This window comes from Streptomyces sp. S07_1.15 (genome assembly GCF_020739505.1).
Classification (GTDB): domain Bacteria; phylum Actinomycetota; class Actinomycetes; order Streptomycetales; family Streptomycetaceae; genus Streptomyces; species Streptomyces xinghaiensis.
Window position 1 is genome coordinate 2236224 of the sequence record NZ_JAJBZK010000001.1, and the last position, 22742, is coordinate 2258965.

Annotated in this window: 19 protein-coding genes and 1 tRNA gene; 9 read left to right on the forward strand and 11 right to left on the reverse strand. The window is 66.5% G+C overall.

Annotated features, from left to right (window positions below):
• Positions 1–64: 64 nt before the first annotated feature.
• The 3 genes from lysA to LIX60_RS09410 form a co-directional block, all read right to left on the reverse strand.
• Positions 65–1456, reverse strand: coding sequence for a diaminopimelate decarboxylase (lysA, locus tag LIX60_RS09400; protein WP_227958033.1), 1392 nt, complete (start codon positions 1454–1456; stop codon positions 65–67).
• Positions 1457–1897: 441 nt separating this feature from the next.
• Positions 1898–3061 carry an ArgS-related anticodon-binding protein NrtL gene (gene nrtL, locus LIX60_RS09405; protein WP_227958034.1) on the reverse strand — a complete coding sequence of 388 codons (1164 nt, stop codon included), beginning with the start codon at positions 3059–3061 and terminating at the stop codon, positions 1898–1900.
• A 127-nt stretch (positions 3062–3188) separates the two neighbouring features.
• Entirely contained in the window at positions 3189–3725 is a 537-nt protein-coding gene (locus LIX60_RS09410; RefSeq protein ID WP_227958035.1) for a PleD family two-component system response regulator, read from the reverse strand.
• 451 nt (positions 3726–4176) lie between these two features.
• On the opposite strand from LIX60_RS09410, the gene LIX60_RS09415 reads away from it, so the two are divergent.
• Both LIX60_RS09415 and LIX60_RS09420 read left to right on the forward strand, forming a co-directional pair.
• Positions 4177–4248 (forward strand) — tRNA-Arg (locus LIX60_RS09415).
• 474 nt (positions 4249–4722) lie between these two features.
• Positions 4723–5895 carry a hypothetical protein gene (locus LIX60_RS09420; RefSeq protein WP_227958036.1) on the forward strand — a complete coding sequence of 391 codons (1173 nt, stop codon included), beginning with the start codon at positions 4723–4725 and terminating at the stop codon, positions 5893–5895.
• Positions 5896–6575: 680 nt separating this feature from the next.
• Here the strand turns inward: LIX60_RS09420 and LIX60_RS09425 are convergent.
• On the reverse strand, positions 6576–8558 hold the full coding sequence (locus LIX60_RS09425) for a hypothetical protein (protein WP_227958037.1): 1983 nt from the start codon (positions 8556–8558) through the stop codon (positions 6576–6578).
• A 514-nt stretch (positions 8559–9072) separates the two neighbouring features.
• Positions 9073–9906, reverse strand: a complete 834-nt coding sequence (locus LIX60_RS09430; protein WP_227958038.1) for a hypothetical protein — start codon at positions 9904–9906, stop codon at positions 9073–9075.
• A gap of 234 nt (positions 9907–10140) precedes the next feature.
• Between LIX60_RS09430 and LIX60_RS09435 the strand changes: the two genes are divergently transcribed.
• From LIX60_RS09435 to LIX60_RS09445, 3 genes are all read left to right on the forward strand, one after another.
• Positions 10141–10644, forward strand: a complete 504-nt coding sequence (locus LIX60_RS09435) for a hypothetical protein (RefSeq protein WP_227958039.1) — start codon at positions 10141–10143, stop codon at positions 10642–10644.
• A 1374-nt stretch (positions 10645–12018) separates the two neighbouring features.
• Positions 12019–12774, forward strand: a complete 756-nt coding sequence (locus LIX60_RS09440) for an HNH endonuclease (RefSeq protein WP_227962687.1) — start codon at positions 12019–12021, stop codon at positions 12772–12774.
• A 521-nt stretch (positions 12775–13295) separates the two neighbouring features.
• Positions 13296–13961, forward strand: a complete 666-nt coding sequence (locus tag LIX60_RS09445) for a hypothetical protein (RefSeq protein ID WP_227958040.1) — start codon at positions 13296–13298, stop codon at positions 13959–13961.
• Between the two features lie 609 nt (positions 13962–14570).
• Here the strand turns inward: LIX60_RS09445 and LIX60_RS09450 are convergent.
• Both LIX60_RS09450 and LIX60_RS09455 read right to left on the reverse strand, forming a co-directional pair.
• Positions 14571–14870: a hypothetical protein gene (locus LIX60_RS09450; RefSeq protein ID WP_227958041.1), complete on the reverse strand. Its 300-nt coding sequence runs from the start codon at positions 14868–14870 to the stop codon at positions 14571–14573.
• Positions 14860–15339, reverse strand: a complete 480-nt coding sequence (locus LIX60_RS09455; RefSeq protein WP_227958042.1) for a hypothetical protein — start codon at positions 15337–15339, stop codon at positions 14860–14862. The genes LIX60_RS09450 and LIX60_RS09455 overlap by 11 nt, the downstream gene beginning before the upstream one ends.
• Positions 15340–15865: 526 nt before the next feature.
• Here LIX60_RS09455 and LIX60_RS09460 point away from each other — a divergent pair.
• Positions 15866–16339: a hypothetical protein gene (locus LIX60_RS09460; protein ID WP_227958043.1), complete on the forward strand. Its 474-nt coding sequence runs from the start codon at positions 15866–15868 to the stop codon at positions 16337–16339.
• Between the two features lie 98 nt (positions 16340–16437).
• Positions 16438–16773: a hypothetical protein gene (locus LIX60_RS09465; protein WP_227958044.1), complete on the forward strand. Its 336-nt coding sequence runs from the start codon at positions 16438–16440 to the stop codon at positions 16771–16773.
• A gap of 134 nt (positions 16774–16907) precedes the next feature.
• On the opposite strand, the gene LIX60_RS09470 is transcribed toward LIX60_RS09465, so the two are convergent.
• The gene (locus LIX60_RS09470) at positions 16908–17321 is read right to left on the reverse strand and encodes an ATP-binding protein (protein ID WP_227958045.1); all 414 of its coding nucleotides are present in this window, start codon (positions 17319–17321) and stop codon (positions 16908–16910) included.
• Positions 17322–17579: 258 nt separating this feature from the next.
• Between LIX60_RS09470 and LIX60_RS09475 the strand changes: the two genes are divergently transcribed.
• A complete protein-coding gene (locus LIX60_RS09475; protein WP_227958046.1) occupies positions 17580–18431 on the forward strand; it encodes a helix-turn-helix transcriptional regulator in 852 nt (283 codons plus the stop codon).
• Positions 18432–18439: 8 nt separating this feature from the next.
• Positions 18440–18631: a hypothetical protein gene (locus tag LIX60_RS09480; protein WP_227958047.1), complete on the forward strand. Its 192-nt coding sequence runs from the start codon at positions 18440–18442 to the stop codon at positions 18629–18631.
• Positions 18632–18800: 169 nt separating this feature from the next.
• Here LIX60_RS09480 and LIX60_RS09485 read toward each other — a convergent pair whose 3' ends face one another.
• From LIX60_RS09485 to LIX60_RS09495, 3 genes are all read right to left on the reverse strand, one after another.
• Entirely contained in the window at positions 18801–19151 is a 351-nt protein-coding gene (locus tag LIX60_RS09485; protein ID WP_227958048.1) for a hypothetical protein, read from the reverse strand.
• Positions 19148–21004: a DUF262 domain-containing protein gene (locus tag LIX60_RS09490; protein ID WP_227958049.1), complete on the reverse strand. Its 1857-nt coding sequence runs from the start codon at positions 21002–21004 to the stop codon at positions 19148–19150. Before LIX60_RS09490 ends, LIX60_RS09485 begins: the two co-directional genes overlap by 4 nt.
• Before the next feature lie 273 nt (positions 21005–21277).
• Positions 21278–22714: a DUF6177 family protein gene (locus LIX60_RS09495; RefSeq protein ID WP_227958050.1), complete on the reverse strand. Its 1437-nt coding sequence runs from the start codon at positions 22712–22714 to the stop codon at positions 21278–21280.
• Positions 22715–22742: the final 28 nt, after the last annotated feature.

The following is a 22742-nucleotide window of genomic DNA, read 5'->3' on the forward strand; positions in this document are numbered from 1 at the left end:
GGGCCCGGGTTGGGCCCGCGTCCGCCGCCCCGGGCCTCGCGGCCCTTGCCCGCCCCGGGTGCCGTCAGCCCACGTCCAGCCGGAGCAGGTCCTCCTCCGTCTCGCGCCGCATGATGACGCGGGCCTTGCCGTCCTTGACCGCGACCACGGGCGGGCGCAGCGCGTGGTTGTAGTTGCTCGCCATGGAGCGGCAGTAGGCGCCGGTGGCGGGCACGGCGAGCAGGTCGCCGGGGGCCAGGTCGGCGGGGAGGAAGGCGTCCTTCACGACGATGTCGCCGGACTCGCAGTGCTTGCCGACGACCCGGGAGAGCATGGGCCCGGCGGTGGAGACGCGGGAGGCCAGGGCGACGGAGTACTCGGCGTCGTAGAGCGCGGTGCGGATGTTGTCCGACATGCCGCCGTCCACGCTGACGTAGGTGCGCAGACCGGGGAGTTCCTTGAGGGTGCCGACCTCGTAGAGGGTGAAGGTCGTCGGGCCGACGATGGCGCGGCCGGGCTCCACGGAGATCCGGGGGACGGCCAGGCCGGCGGCGGCGCACTCGCGGGTCACGATGTCGCTCAACGACTTGGCGATCTCGTGCGGTTCGCGGGGGTCGTCCTCGGAGGTGTAGGCGATGCCGAGGCCGCCGCCGAGGTCGATCTCGGGCAGCTCGACGCCGTGCTCGTCCCGCACCTCGGCGAGGAGCTGGACGACGCGGCGGGCGGAGACCTCGAAGCCCGCCATGTCGAAGATCTGCGAGCCGATGTGGGAGTGGATCCCGGCCAGTTCGAGGCTGTCGAGCTTGAGGACGCGGCGCACGGCCTCGGCGGCCTGGCCGTCGGCGAGGGCGATGCCGAACTTCTGGTCCTCGTGCGCGGTGGCGATGAACTCGTGCGTGTGGGCCTCGACACCCACGGTGACGCGGATCTGCACCCGCTGGCGGCGGCCGAGGCGCTCGGCGATGTGCGCGACCCGGACGATCTCCTGGAAGGAGTCGAGGACGATCCGGCCGACGCCCGCGGTGACGGCGCGCTCGATCTCGTCGGTGGTCTTGTTGTTGCCGTGCATCGCGATGCGCTCGGCGGGCATACCGGCGGCGAGGGCGGTGGTCAGCTCGCCGGCGGAGCAGACGTCAAGGTTGAGGCCCTCCTCGTGCAGCCACCCGACGACGGCGCGGGAGAGGAACGCCTTGCCGGCGTAGAAGACGTCGGCCTCGCCGCCGAAGGCGTCGTGCCAGGCGCGGCAGCGGGCGCGGAAGTCGTCCTCGTCGAGGAAGTAGGCGGGGGTGCCGAACTCCTCGGCGAGACGAGTGACGGGGATGCCGCCGAGGGTGGCGACGCCGTCGGCGTCGCGGGTGACCGTGCGCGACCAGACGCGCGGGTCGAGGGCGTTGAGATCGGCGGGCGGGGCGGTGTAGTGACCCTCGGGCAGGACATCGGCGTGCCGGGGCCCGGCGGGGTGTGCGGAACGGCTCATGGCGCTCTGGGCTCTCCTCGGAGGTGGCGCTGGGGGTGAGGTGGTGTCTGCGGGTGGTCGGGGTGCGGGTGTGGTCTGGGGTGCGGTCCGGCGGTTCGGACCGGGGTGTGGTCTGGGTGTGGTCTGTGGGTGCGGTGTGCGGGTGTGGTCCGTTCAGGTCCGGGGCCGGGCACCGGCGCCATTGCCGGGGCGGGCCGGGCCGGGGCCCGGTGGCCGGTGCGGCCGTCGTCAGCGTCGGCCGTCCCGGTCGTCGCCGTGTCGGGCGGCGGCGGAGGCGTGGACGGATGTCCGCGCCCACCGGGCCACGGCCGGGCGGCCGGACGCGTCCGGTGCCGCCCGGATGGCCGGGACGGCGTCCGCGTGCGCCGAATCCGCCGCGTTTGCCGCATCGGCCACCGCCGCCCGCGTCTGCCGGGTGGCCCGGGGCCGTCCCGGGGTCCGTCAGAGGTGGGCGGGCGCGTCGATGCCGAGCAGGAGCAGGCCACCGGCGAGCACCGTCCCGGCCGCCTCGGCGAGGGCGGTCCGGGCCCGGTGGGCGGCCCCGGGTTTCTCGTCGCCGCGCGGGAGGACGGGGCAGGCGTCGTGGAAGCGGAAGAAGGCGTCCGCGAACTGTTCGAGGTGGCGCGCTATGCGGTCGGGGGCGCGGTGGCGCGCGGCGGCGTCCAGGACGGCGGGGTACTCGCGGAGGGCGACGAGCAGGTCACGCGCGGGGGGCGGGCCGGCCGGTGCCTCGGGGGCGGAGAGCTCGCCCGAATCTCCGGGAGCGCCCAGGTCACCGGGAACGGACTCGACCCCGAGCTCGGCGGCGTTCCGTACGAGGGCCCGGGCGCGCGCGTGGGCGTAACGGACCCGGAAGAGGGGGTTCGACTCGCGCTGCACGAGCAGGGGGTCGTGCTCGTCCCCGGTGAGGCGGGGGTGGTCGTGGGCGGCGGGCCGGAGAAGACCCCAGCGGGCGGCGTCGGCCCCAAGGGTGCGGAGCAGCTCGGCGGCGGAGGCCCCGACGGGCACGGGACGCACGGGAAGACGGACCGGGGCGGCCCCCGCGGGGCCGCCGGGGGTCGCGGGACGGGGGGCACCGGGACTGGCGCTGACGGTGTCCGAGATCACCCCGAGGCCGGCCCAGTCGGGATCGGCCGGGCCGGTGCAGCGGCCGGTGACCAGGGCGCCCTGGGAGCGAAGGAGACGGCGGAGAGCGTCGGCGGTGACGGCGGCGCGGGTCTCACCGGGGAAGGCCAGTTCGATGTGCTGGGCGGCCAGGGGGTCGCCGTGCCCGTAGGCGGTACCGCAGCGGAGGACGTCACGCACGAGGGCGGCGCCGGAGCCGTCGGCCAGGGTGATGTTGAGGAAACCGGGACCGGAGACCTCGACGAGCTCGATACCGGGCGCGACCGCGAGGCGGGACCGGAGGATGTCGGCCACACCGAGGGCCGGGAGCCCGGCGGGGCGGGCGAGCTGGAGGGCGACCCCGGTGGCGTAGTCGCCGTGACCGGGACGGGAGGCCGGCTTGACCACCACCCGCTCGGGTACGGGCACGCGCAGCTCGCCGTCCGCGACGGCATGGCGCACGGTGCGCAGCACGGTCTGGGAGAGCTGGGTGGGGGTCACGCATCCAGCGTAGGGGAGGTGCGGGGTGGTTCCGCGAACCGTTTCACAGGCCGGACGGGGAGGCGGGCGGGACGGGCGGGGCGCAGCTGCTGTGATCCGCAGCACCGTGCTGCGCCGCGCCCGCCCGTCAGCCCGCCGGACGGGCGGAGGGCGCGCTGTCCCCGCCGGAGAGCTCACCGGCCGGCGGCTCCCCGGGGGACCGCTTCCCTCCGCACGCCAGCCGCCGGACGAGCCGGACGAGATCGGCCGGTTCGAAGGGCTTGGCGAGAAACGCGTCGACCCCGGCGGCCTGTCCGTCGTCGACCTCCTGCTGAGTGCAGGCACTGATGATCGCAACGGGCAGATGCCGGGTCCGCGGGTCCTCGTACAGCCGGGTGGCCGTACGTAATCCGTCGAGGCGGGGCATCACTACATCCAGGGTGACGACATCCGGACGCACGTCGTGAATGACGTCCAGACACTCGGCACCATCGGCCGCGGTCACGACCTCGAACCCTTCTAGTTCGAGGTTGACCCTGATCAGCTGCCGGATCACCTTGTTGTCGTCGACCACAAGGACCCGGGCGAACGAGCCAGGCACAACTCGAGAGTAGGTCGCGACCTCCGCCCGCGTCCGGCTTTTCCCCACTTCCACCACCTGCGGGGGACCTTCGGCCGACCGCATGCGGCAAGCGCGACGGATGCGCTAGAGGAGCCCGGAGGGATTCGGTCCGGGTGCGCAGGCCGACAGGTGATGGCGCGAGCCGCACCCGGTACACCAGGCGGACCGGAGGCCCCCCGAACGGAGACGGTGACCGCCATCGCCAGAGGGGACCGCCACCGACCCGGCAGGCGCCCGGAGCCCACGACTGGCACGCCCAGCGGAGGCAGGACCGGTCAGGTCTCCGGCGCACCACGTGACCGGGCCACCGGATCACCGAGCCGAAGCCGAAGACTGGCTGCGAACCCTCCGTTACAGGCGGCGACGCGATTCCCGGGAGCGGGGAGCCTGCGGAGAGGGGGAACCGAGGACCGGCGGCCCCTCACACCACCGCCCCCACCCCACGAAATGCCGTTCATGGGCACCCGGCTGGAGCTGGTAGGGTTCTACCCGTCGCCGCGAACGCGATCGACACGCCCCCGTAGCTCAGGGGATAGAGCAACGGCCTCCGGAGCCGTGTGCGCAGGTTCGAATCCTGCCGGGGGCACTTCCCAGGAAGTGCCTAAAGACCCCGCCACCAGCCAAGACGCTGAGTGCGGGGTCTTCGCGTATGTGCAACCGGATGCCGCGAGAAGCAGCCCTATGGCAGTGATCACGTAATGACGGCGTAATGATCTTGGTGGACTACATCCAGCTCAGACGGGCCATGAAGCCTAGTCGCAGCGACGTGGCCACCGGTGGCCACCGCCTCAGAAGTGGACACCGTAGATGGCGAGCGGTTCGCGATCGATCATGGCTCTCTGCACTTTCTCCCGCAGCCACTCGCCCAGAGGCCGCTCTTGCTCCAACACCATCACGAGCTCACGGAGCTCTCCAAGAACGACGACGCGCTGAGCCAGGACTCGTTGGGCCTCGCTACGGCCGGCTGCGTGAAACCCGAGGCCGAGATCATCAAGGCGGCTCCACCAACCAGGCCGTGTGGAACCTGCTTCCCCTTAAGAGAGATTCCACGATCCGGCACATGAACCGCAACACATGTGCTGTGATCCTGTGCAAGGTTGCTGTCTCAGCTCAGGAGGACGTGCCGGTGGGCACCGGTAGCAACGCAGAGGAATCCCTGGCTGCATCAGACCTAATATTCGGCTGGATCGTCCCTATGGCATTCCTCCTGCAACCTGCATGGAGCTGGTACGTCCGGCGCTACATGGTTGAGCGAGTGGAAGGCAAAGCGCGAGATTTCGTCATCACAATTCGAGAAATAACCGAGAATGTCACAGGAAGTGCCAGCCCTGAACCGGATAGCCCTGCGGCCATCCTCGTGCAACGGTGGCAAATGGCTATCGTCATCGCCAGGCCTGGATATCTAGTAATGATGGCGGTAATGCTTTACTGGGGCGCATCGGTAATATCCGCTCCATTACCCCCGGAGCGCTCCTTCACTGACGCCACTAATGCCCTGGTGAGCGATCTTCCTTCCCTCTCTACGCTATCGAGAGGCGCTTTCGTGTTCACATGTGGAGCCTTCATATTTTGGGGCACAATGAGGATTGCAGACCGCGCTTTGTCCGCCTCTTCTGTTCCCGTCCACAAGGTTCCTACCAAACGCGTAGCGCAACGCGACGTTGCCACCTACTGGCCTGCCGTTGCCCTGCTGCTAGAAGCCGCCCGCTGCGGAAACCTGCAGCAGCAATGCGTAGACCACGGGCCCATGGACCTTCCCCACGTACAACTCCGCAGCACTGAGCGAATCGTTCGTCGCGCCTGGCGTAACCGCCGAGCCCCGTATCCGCCGCGCAGATGGCGACGGAAGGAGCTCCGCAACCACGCCGCCAGTGTAGTCGGAGCACTCCGCTATGAAGAGGCGCGACAGGAAAGCCATCCGGAAGACGCACTAAAGAATCTGACACGCATGCTCGCCACCATCGCCGAACGATACGCCCAAGGCCGCACCATCGAGCTTCTCGACAGCGAAGACCTCGAGAAGGGTAAGCCGGAGTATGAATACCCCTTGTTGCGCCTACTGGCATCCGTAATTACCTTGCTCGGGATGCTCGCCTTCGGTGTATGGGCGGGCGTCCCGGAGAGCGTAGTGCTGCCCTCGTTGATCCTGCTTGCGACCGTTCTTGCAGTACTTGTGAATCGCGCACCGGTGCCGGGCTGGAACTTCCTCATGAACTTGTTTACTCGCCCTTGAAATGGTTTGCGATGCAAGTATGCCCGCAGGCATGCGCACGGGCGCTGGGGAGTCTCCGGGTAAGATTGCGATCACGACAAGTCACTCACGCTCGGGCTGCTCCGCCGCGGTCAGCGGAAAGCCCCGTACACCGACCGCTGATGAGCACCCTTGGGTCAGCAGTGGGGTACGGGGCCGCCTTGTCCGGTCGCTGGCCATGAGCGTACACAGCGCAGGCGATGACCATGAAGTCGATGACGAATAGCGCCACGCTGACAGCGATCTGCTGGCCGGTTGATGGTTCATCTTCCCGCCCCATGCCCACTGCCGTCCCGTCTTCAGGCCGATCTGCTAAGTACATGGACTCAGCATGGTGTTAGAGCGGGCACTGCACATGAGCACAGGTACTCAGATGCGCCGCCTCCACGAGCACCGGGGCGAATCTGTCAAGGCTGTCGCTCTGCACTGACATCAGCCGCTGACACCAACAAGCGCGAACAGCGGGGACCTGAGCCGGACAGCAGCGCACGAGCAGGCAAGGTACGGAGCGCCTTGACCGATGTCGCCGAACCGCATGATCGACCTGATAAAGATGAGGCCACAGATTCAAATCCGTTTATAACGGCTAACATTGATGAATCCCTGCGTAAGTGAGGAAACCTGGCATAAATGTGCCTCACGTGTCCTGTTGGCCAGCAGGATCAGAGGAATCGGCTGATGTGGTTCTGCCACCACTCAGGGGCTGCGGCAGGCGGATTGCACCAAGCACCGAGTTGACTCAGCTCTGCTCCTGCGTCGCCGTCTGCTCCCAGACGCACGCGACGGATGACTCCGGTCAAAGCCCAAACCAGGGTGTCGTCTTCCGCAGCTCTGGCGAGTTCGCGCAGACTGCGCAGTCGCGCGACGGCAACTGAAGGAACCGCGTTCAGAGTGTGGGAGGCCTGGACTGCTGTCCACCAGCGCACATATGCGGTCGAGAGCCAGGGGACTCCGTCATAAATCCAATTCAGGTGGGCACGCAGGAAGGTTATCTGCTGTACATCGCTGTCAGCAGGTGATTTCGACAACTCACGCCAGGGAGCTACAGGCCCGGACAGTACGTGAGTAGCGTTACCGCGGTGTGCGGTGAAGACTAGCTCATTCACGCTCTCTGGCAGGTAGGGCTGGAGCATGATGACGACGATGGGCAGCGGGGTGTCGGATCCGCCGCGGGCTTCAATGTGCCAACGGATTCCATTAGCCGTAATGACGATGTCCTGGTATTGCATGGTCAACAGGATGGCGGCCGTCATCTGTTCATCTGTGATACCTAGCGTGCGCCAAAGGTCTTTGAGTCTAAAGCTATTATCCCCGAGTTCACCCAGCACCTGCAGCAAAGCGAGCTGACAGGCCAGGACGCTCTCGAAACCTTGGAATACACCGTCGATCACGTCCCCCCATGCCACCCTGCGAGTCTTGGACTTTCGCTCGATCACGACGGCGTCCTGCTCATAGTGGGCCAGCGCGTGGGCACGGCCCGTTCTCAGGTCACTGTCAAGACCGTCGAGGAGCCCCTGCAGCGCCGATTCCTCCTGGACAGTATTCACCAGCTTCGTGCCCATCTCATGGCGCAGGTTCGCGTACGAGGCGGACTTGCGACCGCAGGCCAACAGCAGAACGGCAGCGATGATCCGACCCGGACCCTCCACCAGCGACGCAGCGACACCGAGCAGAGCGCGGCCGGCCTGTCGGGTGTGGACGGCGTTGTCCACCGTATGTGCGGCTTCCATGGAGCCGTCGAACAGCTCCAGCACTGCTCGTTCGAGGTCTTCCTTGAACACCGGGGTCGCGGCCAGCCTCTCCAGCACGGCCGGGTTGGAACGCAGCACTGTGTAACACCGGTTCAGGACCTCGCAGAAACAGACGGGGTCGAAGAGGTGCTGAGCCAGTACATGAGTGGTAGCGAACAGCAAGCCCGAACCGAGCGCCCCCCGCGAGGACGTCACGACCTGCAGTTTGTCCCGCCCTGCGGCCTCCAGGGCCAGCAGATCGGATGCCTGGTAAACCTGCAATGCTCGGGCCAGCAGCAAGGACTGCATCTGAGCTGGATCCCGCTCCTTGGACAACTGCCCCACAGAGAATGCGATGGCCCCGGTCTGACCAATCAGTTCGGCGGCACGGTCCAGGTGCTGTTGTGCCAGAGTGGCCTGCCTTTCAGCCTGCAGGGGTGTGCTTGCCAGCAACGCTGCAAGGTACGCGCTGACCATGGACTGCAGCTCATCAACGAGTTCACGCAAGGCATTAACCAGCACCCCGAACGGCCGGCGTACATCCGCCGCATGGACTAGGTCGCGCAGCTCAATGAACTCCGCCAGCACGGCTTCAAGACCTTGCGGTCCTTCCCCCTTGGCTGCCGCTGCTACGGCCCGGAAGAAGGCATCCGTCCACCCGTCAAGTCGTGCGAACACCTCGGCGTGCAGGAACTCGGTGGCGCCCACGGGCCTTACTGGCGGTGGGGTGACTGTCTGCAACAGCAATGTCTGCGCCTGAGCTGCTGCCTGCCGCCGCGCGACACTGCTTGTGTCGATCTCCCACGGCTTCGGCCGCCTGCCGCAGTCGGCGCACTCGACACCTCGGATACGCGTGACACCACACCCTGAGCACGTGATCTGGGCGAAGGCCAACTGAAAAGCGTACTCGGTCATGGACTGGGCCGTCTCTGTCTCTGCTGAACGGGTGTGCGCGTGCTACGGGCTAGCAACATGGTCTCGCGTGTCCCAGCCTGAGGGCATCTGCATTGTTGTGCTCACCCCTCCGGGTGTCCGGTGTCCAGGGCTATGGTCCCGGCCGCAACAGAGAGGGCCCTGCTCGCAGCGGGCCCAGGACCCTGTGGCGGTTCCAGCCGACAGAAGTCGTGCCAGAACCGTGCCAGATCGTGCGGGGAACCACGAGGAATGGCAGAGATCATGCCGCCAGCCAGTCAGGCCCCATGGTCTCTGTGCAGCAGGTCAACTCAGCAACCATCCGTAGATAACCCAAGCTTCCCAAGCTAAGCTTCCAAGAAGCGTCGTACCGGGCGGCAAGGTGCTGATTCTGCCACAGAGGTAGCACTTGCATTCAGTCAAATTGCTCATACTCGCTTGCGTGAACTGCATTTCGACCCGCACGCCACTCCCCTAACGCAACAGCATGAGGAACCTTTACCTTGCCATCCCTAGATCATCGAATCACAATCACCTTAGTGGAAGGGTTTTTACTTGGTTGACTCAGGTCGGCAGCGAGGCCTGCTGGGTTGCGAAGAAGCATCCGTGGATCATAGATCACAGCGAGAATTCCGCGACAGTCTGAGCGACTGGAGTAGCGACCCCAATCAATCAACAGCTCTTCTCCAACCTTTCGGTCGGTCAATGAATCACGGGTCATCTTAGTTTCTACAATGATTCCCGCTTCAGGGAGGAAGAAGTCAACTCTCGAACGGCCACCCGCATACTCGGCGATGTAATCTTCCGGACGGACGTCGTCACACATCAGTCGCAGGCAGGCTCCGATTAGGACTTGCAGGTCCTTCTCATTCTCCACGCGCGGCGGTGGAATATTCGATACCGGCGAGTTCGCCAGATCGCGCAGGAAGCTAGGAAACCTTGCTAGAGAGTCGGCCAATGTATCGAGAGAGTTCGCTGGACCAATCGGCCCAGGGCCGACCATGCGGGACTCTGGATGATCAATCGCTTCGAGGATAAATGCTTGGACTCCTCGAACTAGATCCTCACACGTACGCTTAATGGGCCCCGAGCAAAATACCCATGATGTGTCACTCTTCCGCTTGCACAAGGTTACCGAAAGATACGTATCTGAGTCTTCATAGTCCTCACTTCGCCGAGCAATTTCTACCTCCACGACGTCACGATAGTCCTCACCTAATTCAATTCGAGCATCAATCAACGATTCGGAGCTCACGTAAAGATCACCCTTCCCTTTGAAAGTGAGCTCAGTTTCTGCCTCATGCCATTGGAACGTGACCCGCTCCACCTCTTTGATGATTCCTTCGATCAAGCCCCAGTTTTGATGGTGACCGTGCGGGACCAAGGCAGTAGCGGTGAAATCGCGTCGCGCCATTTTGCTCGCATTCCTAAAACGGCAGATAGTTTTGACTATAGTAATAGTAGTACCGTCGCAGCTGGCTGCGCATGCCATTCTCCTGAGTGCAGCCCACGCTGCGCTGTACAGCAGCTCTCGCGCTCCGGACCATAGCTGAGGGCGGCTCCAGAGCCCTGGGGAGGGGGACGCATGGTGGACAGGGAAGCGGCAATCCGCGCCGTGGTGCGCCGTGCTGACCACGTGTACTGGGTGCGGGAGTGGCCTGACAAACCGACCTGGCGGGACCGGTTTCGCCGATGGATGGACCCCACGTCGTACCACTGCGACCGGACCGCCGCCCCACCGGAACCCTGGATTGACCGGCCCGCCGGCTACTACGAGCGAACAGGCTGGCGGATCCGTGCGGCCTACGTCAGATCTGACCTGGCTTTCGAGGTCGAGTACGTGGTCTGCAATCCGTGCAAGATCGGCTGGGTGGAAGCGCCTCACTCCTACGAGGGCTATAAGCGCTACGGCCTCGCCTCAGCCGCTCTCCGGTCCCTGCGCCAGGTCTACCCAGGAGTGCAGTGGCACTCGGGTGGCGGCCATTTCCGCGAGGCCGAGCCTTTCTGGAGTTCCGTCAGCGTCGGCGTGCCCGGCGGCTACACCCAGCGGGCAAGATGCCGTCATGTGGAACCGTGGCGAACCCGGTGAGCGTGAAGACACTCCCAGGTCCGTGCCAGGGAACCCGTGATGGCCGCCCGTCTCAGTTTCCGTCTCATTCAGCCCCGTTCACGGCCATTCAGGCGAGACCGCGAGTCGAATACAGCCCACGGGCGGGCCGCCCATGAACGCGGGTGAACGCCCCCGTACCCAACCCAAGACCCCACCACCACAGTTGGTAAGCGTGTTGGCGGTGCAGATCCTCAGTGGGTGTCTGGTTGTGGCGCGCTTGGCTGCGTTTGCCGGACTCCTGTGCATGCCACCAGCGTGCTGCAGTCCTGGCCGAGGAACAGCATGAAGATCCGGGATCCGTCGGCAGCCCTGATCTGCCCCAGTCGAACCGGTCGGCCGTGTAGCTCAAGGGCTTGCACGGCCCGCGCCAAGCCGGAGGTCTCGATACCCCTCCGCAAGGTGTGACGGAGCCGGCGCCCATAGATCTTCGCGAGCGACTCGGCTGACGTTATTCCCTCCCAGACGACGTGAGAAGCGCCGGCGCGGAGAGCAGACAGAGCGGCCAACGACGTTTCGTCGCCGCCGACCAGCAGCCGTTCAAGCCGTTCCCGCTCCATGACTTCACCCCCCAGCCAGGATCCTGCTGTACGGCAACGAAGTACAGCGACCTCGGCAACCGGATGCGCCCGGTGCAGGGGCTGAACGCTTGCCGCGCCTGTGTGACGCAAGCGGGGTGAGCACACGGCCAAGGCAGCCCGCAAGTGCAGGAGGAAGTGACTCCGAAGCTGACATCTACAGCAGACCCCCTCTTTATGAACCCTCCGTGTCATGCGTCGGCGTAGACTGCCAATGTTGACTGAGTGTCAGCTACAGCGATCGGCCCGAGTGCTTGGCTCTGGGCCTCCCGCCGAGGACAGGAGCCTCTCTCCCTTGTCTATGAAGCCGACTGACATCGACGTAGATGACTTCTTTCAGTTCATAGGTAGCTACAACTGCCAGTGGACGAAGGACCGCCGGGGGATCGTTCTTGCCGAGCCCAAGAAGAAGCATTACCTCGTAGCTGCACACCTTGTGGACCGGAGTCGCCCCAGTTTGGTCATCACTTTCACGGAGTGGATGGCTGAAAACAAGCGCTCCCGGATCTTCAACCACATACGGGACTTCGAGTATGAGCTCGAAAACTCTCTCAACGCTCAGGTCCGAGTCAGCTGGGGTAGGCGCACGGTACGTGTCACGCGCTGGGAACCGGTCAAATGGCCATCTGGCACGGTGAGCCAGAGCAACCACATCCGGTCGTCCAATGCTGCGAAGGCGTGGTATGAGCAGGCCAGTCGAGCCGTCGAGGACCTGATCGGCCAAGCACCGAACCGATCTCTTGTACGCCAGAGTTCGCAAGGGTCTGTGACGCGTGGGATGATCAGTCGCCCGCCGGACCCCGTACCAGCCGCCAAGCCCTCCAGGACCTTGGCCACTCCTCCTTCCGCATGGCCCATTCCGCTTACCCATGCCACCCCCCACATCGAAGCAAAATCTTCGCCCGCGCAAGATCCCCCAGCATTGTTCAGGGAACCCGTATCTGCCGTCCCAACCCGCACCACGGTTCCTGCGCAGACTGCGAAGGGCCGGCCGACGCGGAAGCAGGGACGACTCTGTCCTGTGTGCAACAAGCCAGTAGACACCGGACGGATACGGCATCAGCGCTGCGAGAGACTAGCCGTTCCGGCACTGGAGCCCGAACCGCTGGTCATTCCGGTCAGCCGTAAGGCTACGGAACCGACCGCGGTCTCCGAGTACCAGCGCCTGGTTCGCATAGTCGAACAGCGCGAAGGAACCACCCACGGCAAGCGCCGCAACACCACTCGACGCGACCCCGTACGCCTAGAAGACGCCCGCAAGGCGGTCCTCTTGCGTTGCCGAGGTCGCTGCGAGAACCCGGCCTGCGGCGGCCAGCCTAATGATGTCACTGATCAAGGAAGCCCGATACTCGAGGTGGACCACGTCCAACGCATTGCCGAAGGAGGACGTGACCACCCAGTCCAGATGATTGCACTGTGCCCAAACTGCCATGCCATGAAAGAACGCGGGGCGAATCGAAGCGCCCTCCAGATCCTTCTCCGCGGCATCGCTACACGTTCCCACCAAGAGTGGAATACCCGGCGCTCCGAATAATCGGATGTGAATTGTGATAGCCGGAGTTGATCTCTCCAAGGACTTGACAGTGGTCGTACTCGTCCGGCACGGACGGGCTCTCCGTAGAGTCGGCGCCCACAGGCACTCATGGTTCGCGACGGTGTAGAAGTCAGCCAGGAGCTGCGACGCTGCCGTTTATACGCTGATCAGCGGGTTTCGCCCGTGTCGACCGCAAGGCTTATAGGGCCGAAATCTGAGCAGTGGAGTCGAGACGGGTACCGGCTCAAACAGCGTTGCAGAGGTCAGCTGAGTCTCGGTCTTCAGGCGGTGGACGTCCAAGAGCGCCGCTAGAGCCCAGAACACTCCGCCCGCCACGACGAGTGAGGCCAGGAAGACCAAGACCAGAACCCGTCCGACCGGCCACAACCGCGACCGCCGCTGCCACTGGTCCCCCAACCTGTCATGGCAGTGACTGTAACTGTAAAGGTCTTACCAGCCTGCTGCAGGCAACTCGTTGACAGTGGATGATGCAAGCACAACAGCACCATCTCAGGGGGGTCATGAGCACCAACGTCACGCCGCCGCCGATGCCGAATCAGCCGCCGGGGCCCAGCAAGAGGAACCACACCAACGCCTACATCATCGGCGGCGCGGGCATCATTGCCGCCGCCGTCATCCTTGCCACCGGGATGGCCATCTCCAGCGATGGCGACGACACCGCGAGGCCACAGCCCACCGTCACTGTGACGGAAACCGTTGAGCCCGAGGTCGCAGTCGAGGAGGACGCCACAGCGGAAACCGACCACAACACAGACACCAAGGTCGGCGAGGAGGCGCGGAACGGCGGAGCAGTCGTCAAGGTCACGAAGGTGGTGGAGACCGACGCCATAACCTTCGCCGGAGCCCACAAGTCCGCAGGCCCCGACGCCAAATACGTCATCATCAATACCGTCGTCAGTAACGACGGCGAGGCCAGCATGGATCTAACTTGCTCGCTTCCCATCGTCAATGCACTGATTGACGACCAGGACCGACACTTCGACACGATCGAAGATCTGTACGACGTCGCTGGCAACCCAGAATGCAACGTACAACTGCAGCCCGGCTTCGACGACAAGATGCAGTTCGTCTACCGCGTCCCGAAAGATGCGGTGGTCACAACATGGGAGTTCTCTGAGTACGACCTCGAGAACGAAGTGACACCCACCCTCGTCGACCTCACCTGACCAGCCGCCGCCACACGGCTCGTGCTCTGCAGCTGAAGTGCTGCAACCACCACAGCCGTCCGCCGGACCACCCAGTAGACCTCAGCGTTGCTCCGCCGCTCGGCCGGGCTGCGGCGCTGGGGCGCCGGTCCCGGCCGTGCGGCGGATTGCCCGCAGGCAGCGGAAAGCCCCGTACACCGACCGGTGATGAGCACACTTGGGTCAGCAGTGGTGTACGGGGCCGCTTTGTCCGGTCACCGGCCAGCAACCCATGATCGGGGCGCCGTTCAGGCCGCGGTGCTGTTCGCTCCCGGCGGTCCGGCGTCTTCCGCGGCGAGCTTCTGGGCGATCTCCACCGACAGCCCCGCCGTCAGCAGGCACGTGAGGAGCTGCACCGCTTCCGGGCGGACCATTCCGAGTTGCCACCGTCACCCGAGACGTTCACGTCGGCCCGCAGGCCCGGGAAGTCGGTCTCCAGGCTCAGCGCCCGCAGTTGCTCCGCCAGGGCATCGGCACCCCGACTCGCAGCCGCCCAGCCACGCACGTACGGCACCGCCGGGGACAGGGTCTCTGCCCGCCGCTGGCACACTCCTCGCGGGTCGGTCATTTCTTGCTCTCCTCTGTTTCTGGTCAGTCGGAAGAACGGTCCGGGGAGCCGCCCACGGACTTCACGTCCAGGGGGCAGGCCAAGGCGAGCCGCAGAAGGTAGGCCACACGCTCCGCCGTCTCCGGAGAGATCCGGCCGAGTTCGATGAAGCCCTGGCCGAAGGCGTTCAAGTCCGCCCGCAGGTACGGAAAGTCCCGTTCTCGGCGCGCGGCGGCCAGGACGTCGCGCAGTAACGCTGCGGCCTCTCGTGCCTCGTACCACTCGCGGCTGTCGATCGGGGACCAACTGGCAGCGTCGTGGGGGTCCGGGCCCTCATCGTGCATGGGTGACCTCCTCGCCGGCCCGCTGCTCCTCGGCCGCGGGCTGGTTCTCCTCGCTGTAGCGGTCGGCACAGGCGAGCAGGGCGGAAGCCGATACGAACATGGCCGCCAGCGCGGAGCCCCGCAGGTAGCCCTGCTTCGAGCGCTTGCCCGGAGCCCTCAGCCACTCGTATCGGTCCCCGCTCAGCATCATCAGGCCCGGGGCGACGACGTGGCCGCCATGCGACAGGTACCTGTACGCGGGCACGGGGCTGTTGTTCCTCGCGCTCTCGTGCACCACCAGCTTGGCGAACTTCTTCTCCGACCGGGTCGGCAGGAACAAGCCGATCTGACGGGAGGCCCAGTCGGCCATGACCGGGCCGAGCAGCAGCTTCCGCCGTCGGAGCTGGTCGAAGGTCTCCAGTCCCACCCGCTCCTCGACCACCACGTCGAAGATGCGGCCGGGCCAGCAAGTACGGCTGGCGGGGGCCATTGAGCGCTCACTGGCGGCCGCCCGAACAGCGAGAGGCGGTCGGAACCCTCGCCACCGGCCTCGAATCAGTCCACGCGAGCTTGCTTTTCGCCAGAGGGGGTTCGGCCGCCAAGGAGACAAGGCTCAACGGAGTCGCCCCTCGGGACTGCGGACGCGATACAGGCCGGCCTTTCTGTGTCCCGAATCACATGGGCATGGATTGCGAAGGTCATCCAGGCGGAATGGCGGCTTCATGGGCATCTCTCACGGGTAAACAGTTACTCGCCGTCCAATAATCGCCCCCTACTGCGGGGCCGAAAAACAGCTTCATGACAAGAACGCACACCACTAGAATCTCAGGCGAAGTGGAGAATGGGGGACTCTCCGTGAGGTCGTCCGCGCACATCCCCTGGCTCTCCGCCTGCAAAACCCTAATCGCCATAGGGGAGGCGCACACAAACGCTTCATGAACGGCGTGCGCAGCACGCATAACGCACGCCTCGATTCAGGGCCTGGACCGATAGCCAGCAAATCAGGGGGATAATCCATGAAGACTGCCGGCCGTACCGGCAAGGCTGCCGCAACCGGCATCTTTGCCGTCGCTCTCCTAGCGGCACCGAGCGCTGCATCCGCCGCAGCCGCGCAGGGTGGCCGCGACGCTTCGGGGCAGACCATCAGCGCGGCGAGCGCGGACAGCATCTCCGCGAAGTGCAGGAACAACGGCAGGAATTACATAGTGCGGGAGTACTATCGGGGAGTTAACCGATACACGCTCCGATGCGGGACCAGCACCTGGGGATGGAAGCACATCCAGCACCGCTGGAGTACCTCGTTCAACAATAAGATCAGAAACACCATTGCCAACGGCGAACGTAAGTACGTCCCCGTCAGTTTCTCGTTCTACACCTTACCGCCGTGCAGCCGGGAAACGTTCCGTGTGCTCATTGGAACCCCGGCGGCCGGAAATGACATACGCACGGCATACAAGGTGTCGTCCACCTCTGCCGCGCCGCGCTGCTAAGGTCACGGACAAAGCTGTTCGGGTCGGCGGCCTGAGGCGGACACCGGCCCGGACAGCGCCCTTCAATCACGTGCAAGGATGAAACGAAGGCGAGGCTCATGCTGGAGCGGACCCCAGCGGAACGAGAGCTCGCCTGCTCGTTCACCCAAGGAAGCACGAGATTCAACGTCCGCGCCCTGCAGATCGATCACCACCGTGACCGCAGCGTGACGATGACGTACCGGCTTGACATCGAGCAGCCGAATCGTCCAGAAGAACGATGGGAAGTCGCACTGCCGTGGGGCGACACGTCTTTCGTAGACGTCCTCACCTCGCCTGCGCCCGAGCCTGGTCGACTGGACATGCTGGTCTCCTTGGTCCGCAGCCTCCTGGGGGAATGGTGGGAGACCCAGGGGTATGAGCGGCAGGCGGCGAAGATGGGGCGCCGCTTGTGATGAGCTGACCCGATGGTCAAGCGCACGGTGGCGATCGCACCCGGGAGGCCGTTTCCGGTGGAAGCGCTCACCGAAGCGCTGGGCTGCCTGGCCCGCCCGGCCTCCCGGCTCCCCTCTCGAGCGCTCCGCCCGGTTCAGCCGCCCCGACGGAGCGAGAGTCCCGCGATTACGGACGTTCCGCGCGTGGGGCGGGGCCGGACGGTCCAGGCGGTGGCGAGGCTGTCGACGAGGAGCAGGCCCCGGCCGCTCTCGGAGTCTGCGTCCGGGTGGGCCAGTGTTGGCTTGCCTGTGCCCGGGTCGGAGACGGCGAGCCAGTAGTGGCCGTCGGCCGGCCACAGGACGAGTTCGATCAGTTCCTCTTCCTCCCGGCATGCGCCGTGGCGGATGGCGTTGGTGACCAGCTCGGAGGTCAACAGGCCGAGGTCGTCGCGGAGGTGGGGCCGGAGTGCCTGCGGCAGCGAGGCGGCGACGGCGTGGCGGGCATGCCCTACGGAGGTGGGGTGGGCGGGGAAGCGCCAGTGGGCGGGTACGAGGGGGATCTCGGGCATGGCGAACTCCAATGCTCTGCGATGGGTTTGGGGATCGCCGGTGGCCTACCGCCCTGGTCGCGGGCACACCCGTCCCACGGCAGGCGGGCATGCTCGCGCGGTGCGCTTCCGGCATTGCGGTGTGTAACTTGCGCGTGACCCAACGCTAGCGGCCCCCTAAGGCGCGGCGCCACTAGTTCAGTGGCAATTTGCCACGATCGGGTTTGGTCCACGGGTGAGAAGCGCGGCAGACTGACGGAGCCGTGCAGAGAGGACAGCATGTCGATGCGAAGCGCACCCACAGAACGCCAACAGCGACTTGGCGCTGAGCTGCGCAAACTCCGCGTCGCGGCAGGTGCGAGCACTCAGTACGCGGCCGGCCTGCTGGGCCTGGACCGCGCGAAGATCTCGAACATGGAGGCGGGCACTCGGGTCACAAGCCCGGAGCGAGTGCGGACGCTGGCCAGCAACTACGACTGCTCTGAGCAGAGTTATGTCGATGCCTTGGCGGCCATGGCCAGCGAAACGGAACCGGGCTGGTGGGAGCAGTATCGCGGCACCTTGCCGTCCGGACTGCTCGACATCGCCGAGCTCGAGTGGCACGCCAAGCGCCTCCTCACCGGGCAGATCGTCCATCTGCCCGGCCTCCTGCAGACCGAGGAGTACGCCCGTGCGGTGTTCAACTCCGGGCTGCCGCGCATGTCCCGTCTTGAGGTTGAGTTGCGCGTGAAGCATCGGATGGACCGGCAACAGGTTCTGGATGCGCCGATCTCGCTGCCGTACGTCGGATACATCCACGAGGCGGCGCTTCGCCTGCGGTTCGGTGGGCGCGAAGTCACCCGAACTCAGCTCGAGCACCTGCTGGCCGTGTCAGAGCGCGACAACATCGCTCTGCGGATCATCCCCGCCGACTGCGACGGTTTTCCCGGAGCAGGGCACGCCCTCCTGTATGCCGAAGGCCCCGTTCCACAACTCGACACGGTGCAGTTGGACTCCACGCACGGCCCCGAGTTCCTCCATGCCGACGCACAGCTCGCCAAGTTTCGCGCCCATCTCGACTGGATGGATGCGCACTCTCTGAGCCCCGAAGAATCCCGGGAGCTCATCCGCACTGTCGCCCGCGAACTCTAGGAGCCCTCATGCCTGCCATCACCTGGGAAGCCCCCTACTGCGCGGAAGGCAACAACTGCTTCCGCCTCGGCACCGATGCCGACGGGAACGGCTACATAGCCGTCAACGGCCAGGAGGACCGCTACCTCACCGACTCCCTCGAAGCGCTGCGCACCCTCATCATCGACATCAAGGCCGGCAAGGCCGATCATCTGCTGTAGGACTGCCGGGCGGCAGCACCGTGTACGGCTTCCCGTGTATCGGGTCCCCTGCCGGGGCCCCCGGCATGAGGTGCCCAAAGACCCCGTCGCCAGCGGAAGCGCTGAGGCCGGGGTCTTCGCGTGTGTGCGGGTGTGTGCTGCCCGGAGCGGGCGGTGCCGGGGCCGCGGGCTATTCGTGGGCCGGCGGCCGGGGGCGCACGCCCAGGGTGGTGGGCGTTTCTGCTGCCGCGGTCCGGGCCTCCGCGAGCGATCGCTGTACGTCGGCTACCAGGTTCCGGAGGCGTCCGGGCCGTACGCCCTCGTGTTCCATCCAGTCGTCGAGGCGGGGACGCAAGTGCCGTGCCATGGCCAGCCCGTGGCGGCGCAGCACGGAGCGATGGATCGAGATCTCCTCCTGCACCTCTCGCCGGAGATCATCGGTCCAGCCCTGCGCCCGGTCGTCCTCGCGCAGCGGGGACTTGAGAGCGGCCACCGCTGCGTCGAGGACCGCGAGCACGGTCGTGCCGGGTGTCGCGGTCACGGCTTCGCAGGGGCTGAGGCGCCCGCGTCCAGCTCGTTCTCCGCCGCCCGGATCGCCGCCTCCGGCCGCTGGCCCGGGATGTGGTCGTCCACCACCGGCTTGCCCATCGCCGCGGCGATGTGGTCCTGGAGGACCTTCCGCCGTTCCTCGAAGAAGGCGTCGAAGGCGTCGGCCCGCATCAGCCCGGGGTCCGCGAGGTGGGTCCTGACGCGCTGCTCGACGCCCTCCGGGCTGGTCTCGGCCGCCTTGGCGAGCCGCAGGAGGTACTCGGACGGCGCGTGGCCGCCGATGATCCGGTTGGTGCGTGCCGTCAGCGGTGTCTTGTTGACGACGGAGTTGTAGACGGAGCGCTCGTGACCGTTCTTCTGGCACCAGGCCTGCGGGAAGATGTGGTGGATGTCCATCGCCTCGTCGAAGTAGACGCTGACCTCCGCCTTCTCCCCCGTCCGCCAGTCCGCCGCGCCCGCCTTGAGCAGGAGCGCGTAGATGCCCTTGTACGCGGCGCTCTGCCGGGTCCGCAGGGTCAGCAGGCGGCTCGCCGCGAATTGTGCCTGGGTGACCGTGCGGGGTTCCTGCGCCGAACCGTGGATCCAGTCGACGACGTCGGGCAGGTCGAGGTTGAACCGGGTCTCGGTCGTGCCGCCGTACAGCTCGCCGAACACTCCGCACCAGTACCAGCGGGCCAGTTTCTCCTGCGCGCCCGCGGTCTCCGCGTCCGTACCGGCGAGCGCGAAGATCGCGGCCAGCGGGATGAGCTGCGTGCCGTACGGGAGGAAGCGCGTGTCGAAGACGAACTGCCGGCGCAGGAATCTGGCGGCGGCCTTGAAGCCGGCGACGACGTCGGGCGCGTAGCGCCGGTAGTCCTCCAGGCTCAGCGCGAGCATGTCCTTGCGCTTGCAGCCGATGCGCGGCAGGCGCTCCTCGTCCGTACCGGCCTCCACCTCCCGGCGGCGCCGCTCGGCGGTGGCGAGGAGCGTGACCGCCTGGAGGAAGTCGGTGTTGGAGACATCCCGCAGGATGGCGTACTCGGGCGCGTCCCAGGCGGAACGGCACTCAAGCCAGTGGTGCCGCAGATCGAACTCGTCGGCCGCGTACGTCGCCGTCAGCAACTCGAAGACGGTGAGCGTGACTCCGCCCGTGTTGACCTTCTCGAAGACCTGGCACACGGCCTGGCGCGGGGTGTCCTTGCCGAGTTCGATGACCGGGAAGTGGTAGAGGCCGAACGACATGATGAAGCCGTCCCGGAAGCCGTACCAGAGCTCCATCGCGTCCGGTGCGAAGCCCCAGTGGCGGGCGAAGCCGTCGCCCCAGGAGTTGTCGAAGAGGCAGCGCAGCGGGAAGACTCGGTGCTGGTACTCCAACTCCCGTGTGGAGTAGTCCTCCAGGACCTCGCCCCGGAAGTTCACCACCTTGCGTGAGGGCGGGATGAAGCGGATCGCGTCCTCACGGTCCTCGTTCTCGTCGAGTGCCTTGGCCATGTCGACGTAGAACCAGCCGCTCACCCGGCGTTTGCGCTCGTCCTGGGTCTCCACCGGGCTGTCCATCGCGAGCGACTGGAACAGCGAGGTGAGCCGCTGCTGCCCGTCGAGGACCAGCGACTCCGGCTGCACCCGCCCGTCCGGGACCGCCCCTTCGATCGGCCGGTACTTGAACCGGACGTCACCGCCGCCCTGGAGCAGCATCACCGTCCCGATCGGGTAGTTGAGGGACACCGAGGCCAGCAGACTCGCGATATTGGGCCAGGGCCAGACCCAGCCACGCTGGAACTCCGGCAACTGGATCTTCCCCGCCTCGACCTGCCGCAGCAGATCCCGCAGGGGCCGCTTGTCGATGCTGAACGTCTCGGTCGCCACATGTCCTCCTGGTACTGCACAACGCGTTCGTCGGTGCTCGGCCGCCGGACCCGGGCGGATGGGGAGCGTTCAGCTCCGCTCGGCTCGCGTCCCGTCCCCGTCGGCCCACCGGTCTATCACTTGTATCGCCCACACTGCCGGAGCTTCTGCGCCGCGGACTCTTCCTTGGTCATTTCGGTGATATCCGGGGAGGTGTCCTGCCTGGTGTGCAGGACCTGGCGGGCGGCGGACGGACCCCCGGGCGCCGTCGGCGGATCCGTAACGGGGGATGGGTCAGGCCGGTTTCAGGCGCTGGGTGAGGTGCTGGAGCACGCTCCAGGTGCGGGGGTCGGTTCCGTCGCCGAGGTGGTAGTGGAGGCCGGGGCGGGCTGCGGGGCCGAGGTGGGCGGGGGTGAGGGCGAGGGGTGGGTGGAGAGCGCGGGTGTCCTCCATGTGCTCGGTCTCGTCGGGGCCGAGGGTGAAGGAGACGGGGATGGGCGGGGGTTCGAAGTGCGGGGGGACGGACAGGTCGCGGCGGGCGGTGCGGAGTGAGGTGATGAGGGTGGTCAGGCCGTGTTCGGCGACCAGCGCTTCGGCCAGCGGTTCGATGGCGTCCAGCGGCGGGGGCTCGTCCTTGGCGTAGCCGAGGGTGAGGGTGATGGCCTCCTCGATTCCGCCGGGTGTGCGGGTGACGCGCAGGGTGGCCAGGGCCGGGCGGTCGGGGTGGCCGATGGCGATCAGCCAGGTGGGGTGGGGTGCCCGGCTGCGGGCGAAGTCGGTCAGACGGCGGGTGGACCAGGGGAGGTTAACGGGTTCGGCGGTGCTCCAGCCGGCCGGGGCGGCGCCGGTGAGGTGCTGCCACGCGGTTTCCAGGGCGGTACCCAGGACGAGGTTCTCGTCGGCGGGGCGGCGGGTGTGCAGGGAGAGGACGAGCTGGCGTTCGCCGGTGTCGGCGGGGGCGGTGAAGGCCTCGGCGAGGGAGGTGTTGCCGTCGGCGTCGGTGACGGGGGTGAAGATGCCGCCGTGCCAGTGGAGCCGGGCGCCGGAGAGGCCGTCGTAGTAGCCCTTGTCCCGGTCCTGGACGACCCAGCGGTTGGGGTGGCCGTGCAGGGCGGTGCGGGTGGGCAGGGTGAGGCGTGTGGTGCGCTGGGTGACGATCTGCAGGGCGCGGTCGTCGGCCGTCGCGCTGCGGAGGGCGTCGGAGAGCCAGCTGGTCATGGAGACCACGGGGCGGTCCTGGATGACCACGGCGGCCCGCGTGGTGAGGACGTCGACCGCCGGGACGGAGGTGGACGGTACGGGGATCGCGGTGATGTCGGAGCTGAGCGGGACGACCTCGGTGGAGGCCGCCTCCGGGGGCCACACCGCGCCGTCGAGGACGTGGGCGAGGCGGCCGGCGAACGAGCCCGCCAGCCGGCCGCCCTCGGCGACGGCGGTGGAGGCGCGGGCCTCCGTCCACCACACCGGGCCGTCCGGGAGGCCGGGGCCCGGGCCGGCACCGGCTCGGGCTCCGGCTCCGGCTCCGAGGAGGCGGTCCGTCTCGCCGGGGACCTGGACGAGAAGCGGTGCTTCGACGGAGACCAGGGGACGGCCGTCGGCGGCGCAGAGCTGGATGACGGCCCCGTCGGCCAGGGTGTTCACCCCGAGATCGGGACCGCCGGCGTGGAGGCCTGCCAGCAGGGTGCGCAGGTCCGGCATCTTCGGGGTGAGGGCGATGACGTCCTTGGTCACGGGCGCGCGGTGTCCTCGGCTTCGACAG